This window comes from Clostridia bacterium (assembly GCA_026414765.1).
Taxonomy (GTDB): domain Bacteria; phylum Bacillota; class Clostridia; order Acetivibrionales; family DSM-27016; genus SKW86.
In genome coordinates, this window is the sequence record JAOAIJ010000039.1 from 17,055 (window position 1) to 34,820 (window position 17,766).

General features: G+C 38.1%; 12 protein-coding genes and 2 pseudogenes. 13 read left to right on the forward strand and 1 reads right to left on the reverse strand.

What is annotated here, in order from left to right; genetic code table 11:
- The first annotated feature begins 531 nt into the window (after positions 1–531).
- The 13 genes and pseudogenes from N3I35_14095 to N3I35_14155 all read left to right on the forward strand — a co-directional run bounded on the left by N3I35_14095 (position 532) and on the right by N3I35_14155 (position 17,169).
- A complete protein-coding gene (locus N3I35_14095) occupies positions 532–1,416 on the forward strand; it encodes a sugar ABC transporter permease (protein ID MCX8131217.1) in 885 nt (294 codons plus the stop codon).
- Positions 1,416–2,246 carry a carbohydrate ABC transporter permease gene (locus N3I35_14100; protein ID MCX8131218.1) on the forward strand — a complete coding sequence of 277 codons (831 nt, stop codon included), beginning with the start codon at positions 1,416–1,418 and terminating at the stop codon, positions 2,244–2,246. Before N3I35_14095 ends, N3I35_14100 begins: the two co-directional genes overlap by 1 nt.
- Positions 2,247–2,311: 65 nt before the next feature.
- Positions 2,312–3,616, forward strand: coding sequence for an extracellular solute-binding protein (locus N3I35_14105; GenBank protein MCX8131219.1), 1,305 nt, complete (start codon positions 2,312–2,314; stop codon positions 3,614–3,616).
- 145 nt (positions 3,617–3,761) lie between these two features.
- Positions 3,762–6,059, forward strand: a complete 2,298-nt coding sequence (locus tag N3I35_14110; GenBank protein MCX8131220.1) for a family 65 glycosyl hydrolase domain-containing protein — start codon at positions 3,762–3,764, stop codon at positions 6,057–6,059.
- Positions 6,060–6,069: 10 nt separating this feature from the next.
- The gene (gene pgmB, locus N3I35_14115; GenBank protein ID MCX8131221.1) at positions 6,070–6,732 is read left to right on the forward strand and encodes a beta-phosphoglucomutase; all 663 of its coding nucleotides are present in this window, start codon (positions 6,070–6,072) and stop codon (positions 6,730–6,732) included.
- 298 nt (positions 6,733–7,030) lie between these two features.
- Positions 7,031–7,729, forward strand: coding sequence for an RNA polymerase sigma factor SigI (gene sigI / locus N3I35_14120; GenBank protein MCX8131222.1), 699 nt, complete (start codon positions 7,031–7,033; stop codon positions 7,727–7,729).
- Positions 7,730–7,749: 20 nt separating this feature from the next.
- Positions 7,750–9,093: an anti-sigma factor domain-containing protein gene (locus N3I35_14125; protein ID MCX8131223.1), complete on the forward strand. Its 1,344-nt coding sequence runs from the start codon at positions 7,750–7,752 to the stop codon at positions 9,091–9,093.
- Positions 9,094–9,511: 418 nt separating this feature from the next.
- Positions 9,512–11,575, forward strand: a pseudogene (locus N3I35_14130) (PA14 domain-containing protein).
- A gap of 36 nt (positions 11,576–11,611) precedes the next feature.
- Positions 11,612–11,881 (forward strand): annotated as a pseudogene (locus N3I35_14135) (fibronectin type III domain-containing protein).
- 27 nt (positions 11,882–11,908) lie between these two features.
- Entirely contained in the window at positions 11,909–13,012 is a 1,104-nt protein-coding gene (locus N3I35_14140; GenBank protein MCX8131224.1) for a PA14 domain-containing protein, read from the forward strand.
- A gap of 495 nt (positions 13,013–13,507) precedes the next feature.
- Positions 13,508–15,916 (forward strand): stage II sporulation protein E, encoded by a 2,409-nt coding sequence (gene spoIIE / locus N3I35_14145; GenBank protein MCX8131225.1) that lies wholly within the window; start codon positions 13,508–13,510, stop codon positions 15,914–15,916.
- A gap of 100 nt (positions 15,917–16,016) precedes the next feature.
- Complete coding sequence (locus N3I35_14150; protein MCX8131226.1) at positions 16,017–16,361, forward strand: hypothetical protein; 345 nt, start codon at positions 16,017–16,019, stop codon at positions 16,359–16,361.
- 196 nt (positions 16,362–16,557) lie between these two features.
- Positions 16,558–17,169 (forward strand): hypothetical protein, encoded by a 612-nt coding sequence (locus N3I35_14155; protein ID MCX8131227.1) that lies wholly within the window; start codon positions 16,558–16,560, stop codon positions 17,167–17,169.
- An 8-nt stretch (positions 17,170–17,177) separates the two neighbouring features.
- On the opposite strand, the gene N3I35_14160 is transcribed toward N3I35_14155, so the two are convergent.
- Positions 17,178–17,663, reverse strand: coding sequence for a DUF2726 domain-containing protein (locus tag N3I35_14160; protein MCX8131228.1), 486 nt, complete (start codon positions 17,661–17,663; stop codon positions 17,178–17,180).
- Positions 17,664–17,766 lie beyond the last annotated feature (103 nt).

The window sequence follows — 17,766 nt, forward strand, 5'->3', positions numbered from 1 at the left end:
CAATAAGACTCAAAACACATTCAAAGCCACCTCTTCTCAGCTTATATGAACTTCGTATGAAATTATTTTAAAAAGAATTCTTACAAGCACCGGATAATCTGTTCTTTCCGGATGAAAGAAGTTTCATCTGGATTATTATGTGGTGCAAATAAACAGTAAGATTGGAAGACGCCCCAAATGTCGGATACACTCAGTCATTCGAGGCGGATTTCATTGACACATTATTCCAAGAAAATTTAGTTCGGAAATTGTATATATTTTCATATATATATTATGTGAAAAATTTAAACAAAATCATTATATATTCTATTAAATTCAATATCAGAAAGCTATAAAATAAAATAGTGAAGTGTGAACGCAATGCAGGTTGATTAAAGTATTAATTGTAATATGCTAAGAGGTGGAATAAGACTGTATACAGCACATCTTATGTAAGCACAAGATTATTACTATTACTGTATTGGCAGTAATGATGAAATGTTTTATAAAGAATTTTGCAGGTAATTTTTCTCGGGAAGAGAGGAGAAACACATGTTGAAAAAAATGAAACCGCGTGAGTGGCTGCTACAAATTGCTTTTACAGGTCCAGCAATATTTTTCTTCCTGATAATAATGCTCATTCCATTTTTCATGGGCATGTATTATTCGTTGACAGACTGGAATGGAGTTTCTGACAGTAAGACATTTGTAGGGCTTAGCAACTTTGGGAAAATTATTCAAGACGAAAGCTTTTTAGCTTCATTCTGGTTTACTATCAGATTCAGTGTTGCAAGTGTATTGATTTCCAATGTTCTTGCATTTGTACTTGCTTTAATACTTACTTCAAACGTATTTTTCAGAAATATTCTGAGAACAATCTTTTTTGTTCCTAATGTAATTTCGGGTTTGTTGCTAGGTTTTATCTGGCAGTTTGTTTTTATTAAAGGTTTTGAAACAATAGGAAATGCTACGGGAATAGGATTATTCTTGTTGCCTTGGCTCGGCACTGAAGCTACAGGATTTTGGGGAACTGTCATAGTATTTGTTTGGCAATTTGCCGGATATCTGATGGTAATATATATTGCCGGAATAACAAATAACGTGCCGAAAGAATTGATGGAAGCGGCAGATATTGACGGAGCCAGTTATTGGCAGAGGTTAAGAAGTATAATAGTACCTATGATAATGCCCTCTATAACCGTTTCCTTGTTTTTATCACTCTCACAAGCGTTTAAGATGTTTGATCTGAATTTCTCGCTTACAAACGGAGGACCCTTTAATTCGACTAAATCGGTTGCGTTAGACATATTCTTTGAGGCATTCCAGAGCAACAATTTTGGTCTTGGTTCTGCAAAAGCCTTTGTTTTCTTCATGGTTGTAGCAACAATAACTATTTTCCAGGTGTGGGCTACTAAGAGAAAGGAGATTCAGGTATAATGACAGCGAAACGTACAAAGATTCTTATAATTGCAGGAATATTGGCAATCACTTTAGCGTTGGTGTTTTTGATTCCGTTTTACTTCGTATTAGTGAACTCCTTTAAGACTTACAAGGAAATTTCCGTTAGTACGGCTTCACTCCCAAGTGCATTAAATTTACAAAACTATTATGAAGTATTCCGTATACTAAACTATCCCAAAGTATTTATGAACTCGCTGATAATAACGGTTACAAGTAATGTAGGTCTTGTAATCATAAGCTCTATGGCAGCATACTGGATGGCGCGCCATCCAAACAAGTTCAACTCACTTTTGTTTGGACTTTTTGTATCAAGTTCGCTTATTCCCTTCCAATCCATTATGTTACCAATGGTAAGGGTTGCAAAAACTGTAGGTTGGCAGAATAACTATTATGGGATACTGTTTTGCTATCTGGGATTTGGTGTAGCATTTACATTGTTCCTCTATCATGGATTCATCAAATCAATTTCAGTTGAAATTGAGGAATCTGCAAGTATTGACGGGTGTACAAGATTTGGCGTGTTTTGGAAGATTGTCTTTCCTCTGTTAAAGCCGATTACGGGAACTGTGGTAATATTGAACAGCTTATGGATATGGAATGACTTCCTGCTTCCTTACCTTATACTGTCGGCACCAAAGTTAAGAACAGTGCCCCTTGCAGTAAATTCTTTCTTCGGACAATATACAAAGCAGTGGGATTTGGCTATGGCAGCACTGGTAATGAGCATAATTCCAATAATAATACTATTCTTAGCACTTCAAAGATACATAATTGCAGGGATTACCCAAGGGTCTGTAAAGGGTTGATATGTGTGATCCATGCCAGTTAATATGGCATGTGAACATAAAAAAAAAATGGGAGGAAACACAAAATGAAAAAAATTCTGTCTTTTGCCTTAATAGCTGCTATGCTATTAACTCTAAGCGTAGGTTGCGGTAAAACAACCGATACCACAAGTACTGATGCAGGAACTAAAACTACTGCAGAAAACACAACAAAGCAAGAACCAGCTAAAAAAGATGTTACAATTAAGATGTACCAGCTTAAAGTAGAAATCAAAGATCAGCTTGATAAGATGGCTAAGGATTACGAAAAAGAAACCGGTGTTAAGTTCGAAATTGAAACTGCAGGTGGTGGAGTAAACTATCAGGCAATGTTACAAACAAGGTTTGCTTCAGGCGAAGAGCCGGATATTTTCAACTGTAATGGTTATGCCGATCTTGACAAATTGATTGACAAATGTGAAGATCTTACTAACGAAGCATGGGCAAAAGATTTAGTAGCAGGTGTTGCAGAGCCCATGATGAAGGACGGAAAACTCTACGGTCAACCACAGTGTATAGAAGGCTATGGATTTGCTTACAATAAAGACTTGTTTGCAAAAGCTGGAGTTACTGGTGTACCAAAGACTCTTGCACAGCTTGAAGATGCTTGTAAAAAGCTCCAGGCTGCAGGCATAACTCCTTTCTCAAACGGATACAAGGAATTCTGGGTATTAGGAAAGCATAACATAAATGCTGCTCTTGCAAATCAGGCAGAACCACGTAAATTTGTTGAAGGTCTGAATGCAGGAACAGAGAAATTGAAAGGAAATGCTATTGCTGAAGGTTGGGTAAAATTATTTGACTTAACTAAGAAGTATGGGCAGAAAAACATGATCACTGCAGACTATAACACTTCAGTAAATGATTTTGCTACTGGAAAAGCTGCAATGATTCAGCAGGGTAACTGGATCTGGGGTAACATTGAAAAAGTTAACAACAAGCTTAATGTAGGATTCTTACCAATGCCTGTTTCAGATCAGGAAGTTGAAAAAGTATTTGTTGGTATGCCACAGGCTTGGAGCATAAACAAAAACTCCAAGGTTAAAGATGAAGCAAAAGCATGGTTAAACTGGCTTGTAACTTCAGATACTGGTAAGAAATACATAACTGATGAATTCCAGTTCATACCTGCTTTCACTACAATCCAGTCAACTAAATTAAACCCACTTAGTGCATCACTTAGTGAATATGCTAAAGACAGTAAAACATTAGGATGGTTCTTCGATTTACTCCCATCAGGAACTGACGTTGATATAGCTGCTGCTATGCAGGCATACCTGGCTGACAAAGCAAACGGCGAACAGATGTTGGAGCAGATCGAGAAAGCAATAACAGCAAAAGCTAAAAAATAAGTAATACAAAAAATATCTTAATAGATAGATAATTTTGGGGCTGTTGTCGACAACAGCCCCAAAATTTATAAAGAAGCTATTCAGAGAATTGTTTTTATGTTATATAATAAGTTTTAGTTCAATTTAATTAGGGGGAAGTTGAGAAATGATAGAATATTTAAAAGCTAAAGAATGGAGCATAGTTGAGGAAGGGTTCGATCCAAAGTTGAACCGCTTTTCCGAAAGCATACTTAGTCTAGGTAATGAGCATATGGGGTTAAGAGGATTCTTTGAGGAGGGGTACTCAGGGGACAGCTTGCAGGGGACTTATGTGGCTGGGGTGTATTATCCTGATAAAACAAGGGTAGGATGGTGGAAAAACGGCTACCCTGATTTCTTTGCAAAGGTTATTAATTCAACAAACTGGATAGGCATAGAAATTTACATAGATGGAGATAAGCTTGACCTTGCGGGATGTAGAGTAGAAAACTTTACAAGAGAACTGGATATGCGTAATGGTACTCTTACACGGAGATTTACAGCAGTAATGGACAATGGGAAAAAAACCGGATTCTGCTTCACCAGATTTCTGAGCATGGCGGACAATGAAATTGCATGTATTTCTGTTGGAGTAGAACCGTTAAACTATAGTGGAAAACTGACTTTTATACCTTTTCTTGATGGGGATGTGTCAAACGAAGATTCAAACTATGGTGAAAAGTTCTGGATAGAGGTAAATAAAAAGGCGGATGAAAGCATTGCATTACTTACTATGCAGACAAAAAAGACCGGCTTTGTGTTAGCAACAGCTGCGAAAACAAAGATATTTAAAAGCAACCAGGAACTGAGTATTGCGGTGAAGCCTCTGCTAAAGGAAAAATATGCCGGACAGCAAATTGAAGTGGAAGCTGAGCAGGGAAGTGTTGTAGAAGTTCAGAAATTTGTATCGGTATGCACCTCAAGAGATCATAAGGAAACTGAACTGGAAGCTGTTACTTTAGAAAAATTGGATTTTTCTTACTCAAAAGGCTATGATATCTTATTCACAGAGCACTGCGCAGAAATGGCCAGAAAATGGGAAGACAGTGATGTGGTAATAGAGGGGGATGTAAAGGCTCAGCAGGGTATCAGGTATAACATTTTTCAGCTTAACCAGACATATACCGGAAAGGACCCGCGGTTGAACATCGGACCTAAGGGCTTTACCGGTGAAAAGTATGGAGGAAGTACATACTGGGATACTGAGGCGTACTGTTTTCCTTTCTATCTCTACACTAACCAGGAAGTAGCAAGAAATCTGCTGTATTACAGATATCTGCACCTTGAGAGGGCTAAGGAGAATGCAGCTAAACTCGGATTTAAAGGTGCTCTTTACCCTATGGTAACTATGGATGGGCAGGAATGTCACAACGAGTGGGAGATAACCTTTGAAGAGATTCATAGGAATGGAGCTATAGCTTATGCTATATATAACTATACAAGCTATACAGGAGACACATCATACCTTAAAGAGTATGGAATAGAAGTCCTTGTGGAAATAAGCCGCTTCTGGGCTGACAGGGTGAATTACAACCCGCGTAAAGACAAATATATGATTCTGGGGGTTACAGGCCCGAATGAATATGAAAACAATGTAAATAACAATTGGTATACTAATACTATGGCTTCATGGACGCTCGAATATACAATCGAATCGCTGGAACTGATAAAAGGGGATAGCGCGGAAAGCTACCGGAAGGCTGTTGGAGCGTTCAAAATTTCAGAAGAAGAGCTAAATAAATGGAAGGATATTATTAGCAAGATGTATTACCCGGTTGTAGATGAATTGGGGATATTTGAGCAAAATGACCTGTACATGGACAAGGAGCAAGTACTTGTAAAGGATCTGCCTTCTGATGTACTGCCATTAAACAAACACTGGTCATGGGACAGAATTCTGAGATCGTGCTTTATCAAGCAGGCGGATGTGCTTCAGGGTATTTACTTCTTTCCTGACAGGTATGACACGGAATGCATGAGAAGAAATTTTGACTTCTATGAACCTAGGACAGTGCATGAATCATCACTTTCACCGAGTATTTATTCCATAGTTGCAAGCTGGATAGGATACAAGGAAAAGGCTTATGAGCTTTACTTAAGAACAGCCCGTCTGGACCTTGACAACTATAATGATGACACTGACGACGGTGTGCACCTTACAAGTATGTCTGGAAGCTGGCTGGCTATCATCCAGGGTTTTGCAGGTATAAAAGTAAAGGGTAGCACCCTTTACCTAAAACCATACCTTCCAGAGCAATGGAAGGGCTATTCTTTCAAGATTACTTTCAGGGGAAGCAAGCTTAAAGTACTTGTAAATCCCGGAAAAGTAACTATTGAAAACATATCGGGAGAGCCAATAAGCATAAACCTGTTTGAAAGAGGCTATCAGCCTTGCGCAGGCAGCAAAATTGAAGCAGAGATGTGAGGGGGTTAATATTTTGGGGAAAAAAGCTGTTATTTTTGATTTGGACGGGGTAATAACGGATACAGCAGAATTTCATTACAAGGCTTGGAAAAAACTTGCCGATGAACTGGGGATATATTTTGATGAAAAGATAAATGAACAGCTTAAAGGTGTAGACAGATTAAGCTCGCTTGAGATAATACTAAAGAGGTCTCAAAAGCTATATACCAGGGATGAAAAGGATGCAATGGCCTACAGGAAGAATGAGTACTATAAAGAGCTGGTAGAGGGGATGACTCCGGAAAACATACTTCCAGGGGTTGAACACGTATTGAAAGAGCTAAAAAGCAGAGGAATTAAGACAGGGCTTGCATCAGCCAGCAAAAATGCTTTTACGGTACTTGACAAGCTTGGCATAAGAGCATATTTTGACTATGTTGTAGATGCTTCAAAAATAGCCAAAGGGAAACCTGACCCGGAAATATTTCTGACAGCTGCATGCAACCTTGATGTTTCACCTTCTGACTGTATCGGCGTAGAAGATGCGGAGGCTGGTGTCAAAGCAATCAAAGGTGCAAAAATGTATGCTGTGGGTATAGGGGACAAAGATATATTAGCTGAGGCGGATGAAGTAATTTCAGGACTGGATAAATTTGAAATTGATAGATTCTTTATGTCATCTAATGAGAATTAATCTGTAGGAGAAGTGTTCTTCAGGACTTTAATATACAGATATTTCTTCAAAAAGATGAGTCGGTGGGGGAATGTAATATATTGGCATGGTTTTGTCATACTTTATACCCTAAAAAAATAAGCTAAAAATCCGAATAATATAACAGGCTGTACTTTTCACAGCCTGTTTTGTTTTTACTATGTCATCAAAGTGAATATGCTTGAGGGTTTTATGGTATAATTATGGAGCGTATATTCATTCATCACAGTTCAACCTTAACTTGCGTATTCCATACGCTTCAAGCCTGGGAGGCTCAAAAATGCAACCTGTTTCTATAAATGAAAGGGTAGAAAAAATCAAAAACAACGAAGATGAAATAAACAAGCTTGTAGAGGATTATAAGCCCTTTATTGCTTCATGTGTGGAAAAGGTTACAGGCCGGTACGTGCGATATGGTGAGGATGATGAATTGAGTATTGCACTCATGGCTTTTGTTGAGGCCGTAAAATCTCATGACAGTGCAAAAGGCAATTTTCTAACCTTTTCTCAGAATGTGATTAAGCGACGTTTAATAGATTATTACAGGAAAGAAAAAAGACACACTAATGTTATATCCCTCACAGAATATTACAATGACGAAGATGATTCAGTAGTAGACCTTAGTGCCGGAGAAGCAATAGAGAATTTTACCAGAGAAGAAATTAGCGAATACAGAAGACTGGAGCTTCAGCAGTTGAAAGACGAACTGCTGGCGTGGGATATAAGCTTTGTACAATTGGCCGAAGCTTCACCAAAGCATGATAAAACAAGAAAAATGTATAAGGATATAGTAAGATTTCTACTGACAGAGCCTGAACTTATAAAGCTTATAAAGCAAAAGAAGTATATACCAATAGCGGAAATAGAAAAAAGCTTGGATATACCCCGAAAAAAAATCGAAAGAGCACGAAAGTATATAATAGCAGTAATAATCATATCGACTGGAGATTACCAGTACATAAGAGATTACCTGGAGTAGTAATCAGGGGGGTGACAGGGATGAAAGCAGTTGTAGTAGATGTTCAGGGGAAATACGCGGTAGTTTTGAACAAAAACGGGGATTTTATAAAAATCAAAAATGGGAAGCAGTACAGGGTAGGCTATGAAATAGATGTTCCGGCTAAAAATCCTGTTAATATATACTCATTTACCAGGATGGTGTCTATTGCGGCTGTTATTGTTCTGTTTTTAGGCATAGGACTTGGAACATATGCTTATTTTACCCCGTATTCATATATAAATATAGATATTAACCCAAGCATCGAAATCACTACCAATATATTCGACAGGATATTAAGCGCTAAAGCATTAAATAAAGACGGGGACAAAATTATTTCCCGGGATAAATATAGAAACCTGAAGATAGAAGATGGAATTGAAAATATTTTGGAAAGTGCTGTGGAAAATGGTTATCTTAAAAATGTACCGGGTGAAGACGGCATCAGCGTAAAGGATTTGACAAACGCAGTTATGTTTACAGTATCAAGTAAGAATGAGAAGAAGATTGCTGCAATTAAAGAAAACCTTCAGAAGGCTGCGGTTAAAGAACTGGAAAAAGAGAGGATCCAATCGGAAGTAATATTTGAAAATGTTAGTATCGACAAGCATGATAAGGCTGCCGACCTGGGGATATCTCCAGGCAAGATACTCTTGATAGAGAGGCTCCAGAAAGTAGCACCGGAAGTGAAAGCAGAAGAATATAAAGATGCTCCTGTCAGAGATATTATGAATGCGATAAAGACAGGAAAACAGAAAAAAGATAAAAAAGATGATTCCGGTAAAGCAAAAAGCAGCCCGGGAAATAAACCCGGAAATATACAGGATCCCACTGTGGAAACAAGTAATCCGGATGATTCAGCAGTAATGGAAAAAGGCAAAACTAAAAATGTGAAACCAGAAAAGGGTAATAAAGGCAACGAATCTTCAAACATGGAAAATAAGCTGGATAGAAACAATAAAACAGATAAAACCGGTAATGGTAATGATAAACCTAAGGCAGACAAAGCGGGGGAAGCTTTCCCTGAAAAAAAAGATAAAAAGATAGGAAAACAAAGCAGCGGCATAAACAACAAAAGTGAGTCCAATCCGTTAAATCCCGGTAAGGGTAAGGAAAGTTCAGGAAAGTCTGATAAAGATAAAAATTATAAGGAGCAGGGTAAAGCTCCAAATTCACCTGGGGAGAAGGATACAACTGATAGTATTTCTGATCCTCAGGATGAATTGAATAATGATGGAAAAGGAGAGGCTGAAAATTCCTCGGGGAATGAAAACAGTAACAAAAATGCGGATAAGGGAAATGACGGAAATAATAGCGACTCAGGGCATAAAAGTAAAAAGAACTGATATAAAGATGCGGGAGAAAATGATCTTCTGTTTTTTGCGTTAGTTAATGTATACAGCAACTTTACCCAAAGCTTTAGTATTTACTCAATTTAGAAATAGAATTAATTTTTATGGGATGATATACCAGTGGAGCTGCCGTTTGAACGGTAGCTTTTTTCATTATAATTACATATATGTTACATTGTTACAGCAAGTTTACACTTAAATTACAAATGAAAGTTATACCAAAAAAGTATTATATAATACGAATATACTATACAGAACATGGAAGTTAAGCTGAACAATTCTGTATAATAAGTTGAAATTTTAGTCCAACTTGGAATTTTTCAGAAACACCACTATAAATTTATGAGGGGGTTAAGTAATGAAAAAGGTAATTTGTATTATTATTGCCCTGGTTTTTTTAATGTCTACAAATATGGCATTTGCAAAAAACTATAAGGGCAATAACGGAAGAGGAAAGAGCAATTCAAAGCACAGTTCAAATTCAAACTATGTTAAGGAGATAAAAAAGCTTAAAGACTTGCTTAAAAAGTATGTTGAGTATGAAAAGGATGACGAAGACGAGGATGAAGACATTGATGAAAAGATAGATGAAATCATAGATGAAATACTTGACTTAAAAGATGAGTATAATGATGAATCAGATATTGTTTTCATAAACGGCGTAGAGTACTCCTGCAGCCAGGAGCCTATAATAAGACATGGAAACATACAATTACCGACAAAACCGGTTACAGAAGGATTGGGAGCAAAAGTTGACTGGAACTCAAAGACCAAGACAGTGACAATAACAAAAGGCAATATTACCCTGGCTATGAAGCTTGATAAGAAGACAATAACTATTAATGGTATAGAAGTGAAAAGTGATGTATTAAAGAGTTCTAAGAATGGCAATACAATACTATTGATTGAATTCATCGCACAGGTGCTTGGATATAATGCGGAAGTAGACGAAGATTCCAGTGTTGTTATCATAGACGATGAAGACAGTACAAGTATTAACGATAACATTACAGGAAAAGGACTGAATCAGTTTGATTACAGGGGTAAATGGGTTTATGCATTAAAGAGCGGGGCATTCCTGGATGATGTTCACTATTCAACCAATAAAAATGCATACTTTAATGTCAGATTCAGCGGCTCAAAGATAAAATTATATGGTTCAACTGCTTCAAACTATGGTATAGCTGCAGTTTCCATTGATGGCGGGTCTGAAGTGAAGGTAGATTTTTATTCAAAAAGAAGTGCAAATGACGTTCTACTTTATACAAGTCCAACACTATCCAGTGGTCAGCATACCTTGAAGATCCGTGTAACTGGTACAAGAAATAAAAAATCCGGAAATACGGCGGTAGTAGTGGATAGAGTGGTAGTACCCGAAGATGGGAATATGCCCCAGGCATCAAATCTGGCTTTGAACAAGAATGTACTCTGTGATAGTGTACAGACAGAAAATACTGCCGCTAAAGGAAATGATGGCAATACAGCAACACGCTGGTGTGCAGCCGATGATTCAGTCAATCACTGGTGGACCGTTGATCTGGGCAATAATTATAATATCTCTGGAACCGAGGTTATATGGGAAAAAAGTAATAAGATATATAAATATAAAGTTGAAGTATCTTCTGATAATTACAATTGGACGCTAAAGGTTGATAAAACTAATAATTCAAGTATACAGCAAACACAGACTGACAGCTTCAATGCAAATAGTGCTCGTTTTGTAAGAATTACTGTTACTGGGCTGGAGCCAGGCTGCTGGGCAAGCTTTTATGAATTTAGGGTTTTTGGTACAGGGATAGATACCCAGGCTCCGACTACTCCTGCCACTCTGACGGCAACTGCACATGCTTCCAGTGAAGTTGACTTGAACTGGAGTGCGTCTACAGATAATGTAGGAGTAACCGGCTATAAAATATACAGAAACGGTACACATATTGCTACAGTTACCAGCGGCACTTCATACAGGGATAGAGGGTTGAGTGCAGGTACAGTTTATGTTTATTCTGTTTGCGCATATGACGTAGTAGGCAACAATTCAAGCCAGAGTTCGGCTGTAGCGGTTACTACTCCGTTAAGTAACGGTAGTGGAACAGGACTTTTAGGGGATTATTTTAATAATAAGGACTTATCGGATCTGAAAGCTTCAAGGGTAGACAATACAATAAATTTTGACTGGAACAATAACAGCCCGTACACAAATATGGGATCCGACACGTTCTCGGTGAGGTGGACGGGGCAGATACAGCCGCTATTTACTGAAGACTATACTTTCTATACAAAATCCGATGATGGTGTCAGACTATGGGTTAATGGGCAAAAGCTTATAGATAACTGGACAGAACACGGTTCAACAGAAAACAGCGGTAGGATTGCACTCACAGCAGGACAGAAATATGATGTGAAGTTGGAATACTATGATAATACAGGAGAAGCTGAAATAAAACTGTCATGGTCAAGTAAAAGCCAGCAAAAGCAGATAGTGCCGCAAACCCAGCTTTACCCTGCAGCATTGGATACGCGGGCTCCTACTGCGCCTGCAGCGCTTACAGCTTCTTTAATTACCACAGATAAAGCATATTTGTACTGGACAGCTTCAACTGATAATACTGGGGTCGCCGGATACAAAATTTACAGAAACGGTAACTATCTGGCATCTGTATCTAATGGTACAACTTATACGGACGCAGGGCTCATGGCAGGAACAGCATATGTATATGCAATATCGGCCTATGATGCTGCAGGAAATATTTCAAATCAAAGTACTCCTGCTATAGTTACTACAGCCTCAAATAATGGAAATGGTACAGGTCTGAAGGGCGAGTATTACAATAATATAGACTTTACTGAGCTTAAAGTTGCACAGGTAGACAGTAGTGTTAACTTTGATTGGGGTAATAATGCTCCACATTCTGCTATGAATTCAGATACTTTTTCTGTAAGATGGACGGGGCAGATACAACCGCTATATACAGAAAACTATACTTTCCATACCAATTCTGATGACGGTATCAGATTGTGGATTAATGGCCAAAAGGTAATTGACAACTGGACAGATCACAGCTTAACTGAAAATACCGGTACAATTTCTCTCACTGCTGGACAGAAATACGAAATAAAGACCGAATACTATGATAAGGGTGGAGATGCTGTAATCAAGCTGCATTGGTCTAGTCCGAGCCAGACAAAACAGATTGTGCCGAAAAGCCAGCTTTATCCGTCTGAAATAGACACTCAGGCGCCATCTGTTCCTTCAGGCTTGACTGCTTCAGCAGTATCTTCAACACAGATTAACCTGAGATGGAATTCTTCTACAGATAATGCCGGCATAGCCGGGTATAAAATTTATAGAAACGGTACTCATATAGGCACTGTTACGAGCGGAACGTCATATTCAGATGGCGGACTTACTGCAAATACTACTTATGTATACACAATACTTGCATTTGATGCTTCAGGAAACAGCTCTGCACAATCTGCACCCATAGTTGCAGCTACGCAACAATCCTCCGTAATAAATGTTGCTCTAAACAAGGCAGCCAGTGCAGATAGTCAGGAAGCAGCAAATCCTGCATATAAAGGAAATGACGGAAGTACATCTACACGCTGGTGTGCGGCAGATGGGAGCTTTAATCACTGGTGGAAAGCAGATCTTGGTGAGTTGTATAATATTACAGGCTCTGAAATTACATGGGAACTGAGTGGAAAGGTGTATAAGTATAAGATAGAAGTATCGCAGGATGATAGAAACTGGACACTGGTATTGGATAGAACAAATAACACAAGTACACTCCAAACTCAGGCAGAAGGTTTTACAGCAAACTCTGCAAGATATGTACGCATAACTGTAACCGGGTTTGATTCCGGCTGCTGGGCGAGTTTTTCGGAATTTAAGATTTTTGGGAGTGTTGCGTAACCCTGGTTAATGATAACACTACAGAACAGGGAACAGTCAGTCCAACTAACTATAATGTAACCGCAGACAGAGCAGAAATAATCGGTTAATAAATAAAAAAGTCGCCTGTGCCTTAAGCATAGGCGCTTTTTTTGTTTAGTACAAAATATTTGTGACTAAAAATTACATATTAATTTCCGGCATAGGTGATTTCAACTTAACCCATGCTCAAAATGGTGTTTGGGTAAATTACTTGAATGTAATCCCAGGTAATGTTTTGGAGATAAGTGTCAGAATAAAATTACCTGCTGCAAACCTAAAGCGACAAATAATTTTATTGGTAATAATTATAATCAGTGATGCGGATAAAATAAGCCGGAACAACATTATATACGGGCTTATATAAAATACTCCGGCTAATTTTGCAGGTTGAGTCAGTTGACACAACGAGGTGGTCTATGTGAAAAAAATTAGCTCTGGAGCGGATTCACTAAATTTTTTAGGGGGTTACAAAAGATGAAAACTGATATTCTACCATACCAAAGATTAGTTGGCTTAGGGGCAGCTTATGGAAAAGAAAAAGGAAAGAGTCTGTTAAATCTTGTTTTGACTAAAGGGAATGTAATAGTTATTTCTCTAGCCTTCCTTCTTGGAAGAGCGTCTATAGCAGGGAGCATAATGCCCTTTGGTACAGCTCTATATGCATCAACCATGGGTACTAATGTTAACAGGATAATAACTGCTGTTTCTGTAGTATTCGGTATGCTGACTGCCGGTGCAAGGGAGCAAATATACGTGACTATTGCAGGAATGCTCTTATTTAATGCATTTAACATACCTTTTAAAAATCATAACAGGTCCAGAATAAATTTCAGGTACGCAGTTATCGGTTTTGTAAGTACTCTGCTGCCCGAAATGGTTATGGTATACCTTCAGGGCTTTCTTTTATTTGATTTGCTAAAAGCTTTATTTCACGGCTTTATAGTATTTTCCCTAATGTTCATTTTTAGAAATGCTCTTCCATTTATAACCGATACAAAAAGAAATGGAGTGCTGTCAAATGAAGAACTGATAAGCCTGTCGATAATTACGGCACTTGCACTGTCGGGGTTGTCTGATTTCCAGCTTTTCGGTTTCAGTATGAAAAATGTATTATGCGTCCTGCTTATTCTGTCTTTCAGCTACAAATGCGGTTCAGGGGTAGGTTCTGCCATCGGTGTGACAATGGGTTTGATAGTCAGCATGTCTTCTACTGCTACACCCCTTATCATAGGATCATATGCATTATGCGGCCTCCTGGCGGGCGTTTTCAGGCATCTTGGGAAGATAGGCTCGTGCCTGGGCTTTGTTATGGGGAACACAGTACTGACCCTCTATATGAATGGATCAGTAGACGTAATCATTTTTTTGAAGGAAATTGTTTTGTCTATATTTGTTTTTATGCTAATACCAAATAAGCTATTGGAAAAGGTTATGGATTTATTTAGCACCGAGTTGGTTAATAGTCCGGACAAAATAAGCTATAGTGAAAGAATGAAGGAATTGACTGTAGAGAAGCTCAATAAATTCTCAAGATCCTTTAAGGAGCTTTCGAAAACCTTCAGTGAAATATCGGAGACGAAAGTTGTTACGGAAAAACAAGATATTTCATCTCTGATAGACAGAGTTGCGGACAAGGTATGTAAGGATTGCAGCCTCTGTTTACACTGTTGGGACAGAAATTTTTACAATACTTACCAGGTTATGTTTAAGGTCATAGAGAAGCTGGACAACAAAGGTAGAGTTGATGAAAGCGATATACCTGAATACTTTATTAATAAGTGTGAGAGGGTTGTAGACTTCGTAAAGGCAATAAATAACGCTTATGAGATATTCAAGGTCGATATGGTATGGAAGAGCAAAATAGGTGAGAGCAGAGAACTCGTATCCCAGCAGTTGGAAGGCTTATCAAACGTTGTTTCAAACCTGGCGGCGGAAATCAATATGAATGTGCGTTTCAGGGCGGATTTGGAAGACATTATACTATCCGAACTTAAGAAGGCAGGTATCAAAGCATCTGATGCAGTCGTTATAGAAAACAAATGGGGTAAATATGAAATAAGCATCTTCCATAAAGGCTGCGGTGGTAAGCGTGATTGCATAAGCAATATAGAAAAAATAGTTTCCAATATAGCCGGTAGAAAGATGGTTAAGGAAGAACCCGAATGTCATCAGAGGCTGAAAAACAATCTATGCACATTGAAGCTTGTTGAACGTGAGTCGTACAGAGTGACTACGGGAGTCGCAAAAGTTTCAAAATATGACGGGACAGTATCCGGAGACAGCTATACTTTTATGAACACCGGCGAAGGGAAATACATAGTAGCTATAAGCGACGGGATGGGAACAGGACAGAAGGCTGCCACACAGAGCCGGGCCACTATAAATCTCCTGGAGCAGTTTATGGAATCGGGATTTGATAAAGAGACGACAATCAAGATGATTAACTCCATACTTGTATTGAAGTCCAGTGATGATTCTTTTACAACCATAGACTTATCAATAATAGATCTGCACGAAGGTGAGATAGAGTTTGTAAAAATAGGTGCAGTTCCGACTTACATAAAAAAAGCTGAGAAAGTGGAGGCAATAAAATCATTTACTCTGCCTGTAGGGATTCTCGAGAATGTTGAAATGGAATTGGTCCATAAAAAGATCGAAAGCGGAGATTTTATAATAATGATGAGCGACGGCGTTGTAGATTCCTTTAACCGTAAGGAAGATGCAGACACTAATCTCCCAAGCTTTATCGAGGAAATAAAAAGTATAAATTCCCAGGAAATAGCTGATTCTATTCTTGATAAGGCGTATGAAAACTGTGATGGAAGGCCTATAGACGATATGATGGTAGTAGTAGCAAAGGTTTGGAAATCGGGCAATGTATAAATTCTGAAATTTTATCATAAACTACCTCCAATAGGATTAGTAGAATATTTTGGACTGGCTTGGTCAGTCAACCAGCACTAAATTTCTGTTGGAGGGGTTTATGTTTAGCGGTAGTTCAAAAAGGGTCGTGGTTATAAAAGACATACATTCAAACCTGATAGAAGAAGCCATACTTATACTGAAAAGTGATCCCGAGTCAGGGAATAGCAGGAGAAAACATGATGCTCACAGGAATGTAAAAAAGAATAATGACTTCTTGCTAAAGGAAGCAGAACTGATAATAAATAACTATATACGGGATAACAAGCTTGATATGATTAACGGGAGAGATATGAAAAAAAAGCTGCCCCCCCAAAAAAATAAAAGGACAACCGGTATGATGATCAACGCTGTACTGGTTGGCAGTATTGCATTACTATTGTTTTTGGTGTCAAGAATGTTTTGAAACACATATGGATATAGAATTGTAGAATGCGTCTCAGGCGTAGGGTATCTCAACAGACCGGAAATTTGTTGATAATTTGTAGTACGCCCAGGGCGCTTTTTCAATGTTAGGGCAGTAATGAACTTATATAAACGGAATTACATAATCTTGATTTTATTTGCACCAGAGTATATTATACATGTAAGGAGAAATAACAATGAATATTCTGGATGTTTTGCTATTACCTAAAAAAGTATACGAGAAGCTTACAGGAAAGCGTCATACTCTGGTATTGGGGATTGTGTTATTAGGCGTTGCGGATTTATTGTTTGATTTATTTGAGAGTCGTCAGAGAATACTGGTAGGAAAAGTGCCGTCTGTATTATATTTCAACATTACATTGACCATTGTAGTGACTATATTGGTAGGGCTTATTGATGTCCTGTTTTTTTCACTGCCGTTATTTGATTTGTTCAAGTATTTTAAAAAGGAAAAGAGTATCAGCAACACTGGGGAACACCTGGTCAAGCTGATGAAAATATACATATGTGCAAATATGCTTGTTATACCAATCAACACTGTATTTCACCTTATATTCTCAAGGGAGGGGTTTGAACAGAATCCCATGGCTTCAGTACTGCTTAGCATATATATACTGATAATCCCTCTTTGGATAAGCGCAGTCGTATCAAGAGGGGCAAATGCCATTTACGGGTTTGTGCCGCAGCTCAGGAAAATGGTATTTCTGGCAGTTTTCATCTGGAGCTCGATACTATGGCATGTTTTAGGCTATATTGTAGATACTTGGCTGATTGTATTAATTAAATAAATCACATATTAAAGAATACCGGACAGTACTTTTTGTCTTCTCAGGATTGCCTGAATTTCTGTTTTAGTATAAAATTCACGGTGGGGCAAATTGATTATTTCAATATCGGATATTACCAGTCCAACTGAATCGGGACTATGATCCAGCAGTATGACTGTTTGCGGCTTAAGGCTTAATTTGTCGCACACCACAAAATCAGCAGTCATATTATTGAAGGATTTCAGCAGCTTTAGATCTGGATTTGCATGTGAGGTGGAAAAAATATTTTTAAATGGGACTGCATAAAAGAGACAATGCTTATCAGTGTCTAATACTGATTTCAAGGTAATATAAAGATCATGCTCACGTCTTCCCATTATACATTTCTTTGCGTTCAGCAACAAATTGCCATGCTCTTTGCTGCGTTGAGGTTTCAGCATATATACAACAGATAGTATTATTGCAATAATCGCAGTCAGAGAAGCTGCTATCATCAGAATAAGTTTCAAATTCAAAACATATCACCCCACAAAAGCTTCTTTTCTGATTATATTAAATTATGAAAAAATTTACAAGCAATAATATAGCATGTATTATTTATTTTATTAAGAGATGGCT

Coding starts and splice junctions, on each gene's coding strand:
- N3I35_14155 (MCX8131227.1), top strand. CDS start 16,558: ATGAATATTCTGGATGTTTTGCTATTACCTAAAAAAGTATACGAGAAG.
- sigI (MCX8131222.1), top strand. CDS start 7,031: ATGCAACCTGTTTCTATAAATGAAAGGGTAGAAAAAATCAAAAACAAC.
- N3I35_14100 (MCX8131218.1), top strand. CDS start 1,416: ATGACAGCGAAACGTACAAAGATTCTTATAATTGCAGGAATATTGGCA.
- N3I35_14125 (MCX8131223.1), top strand. CDS start 7,750: ATGAAAGCAGTTGTAGTAGATGTTCAGGGGAAATACGCGGTAGTTTTG.
- N3I35_14105 (MCX8131219.1), top strand. CDS start 2,312: ATGAAAAAAATTCTGTCTTTTGCCTTAATAGCTGCTATGCTATTAACT.
- N3I35_14095 (MCX8131217.1), top strand. CDS start 532: ATGTTGAAAAAAATGAAACCGCGTGAGTGGCTGCTACAAATTGCTTTT.
- N3I35_14110 (MCX8131220.1), top strand. CDS start 3,762: ATGATAGAATATTTAAAAGCTAAAGAATGGAGCATAGTTGAGGAAGGG.
- spoIIE (MCX8131225.1), top strand. CDS start 13,508: ATGAAAACTGATATTCTACCATACCAAAGATTAGTTGGCTTAGGGGCA.
- N3I35_14150 (MCX8131226.1), top strand. CDS start 16,017: ATGTTTAGCGGTAGTTCAAAAAGGGTCGTGGTTATAAAAGACATACAT.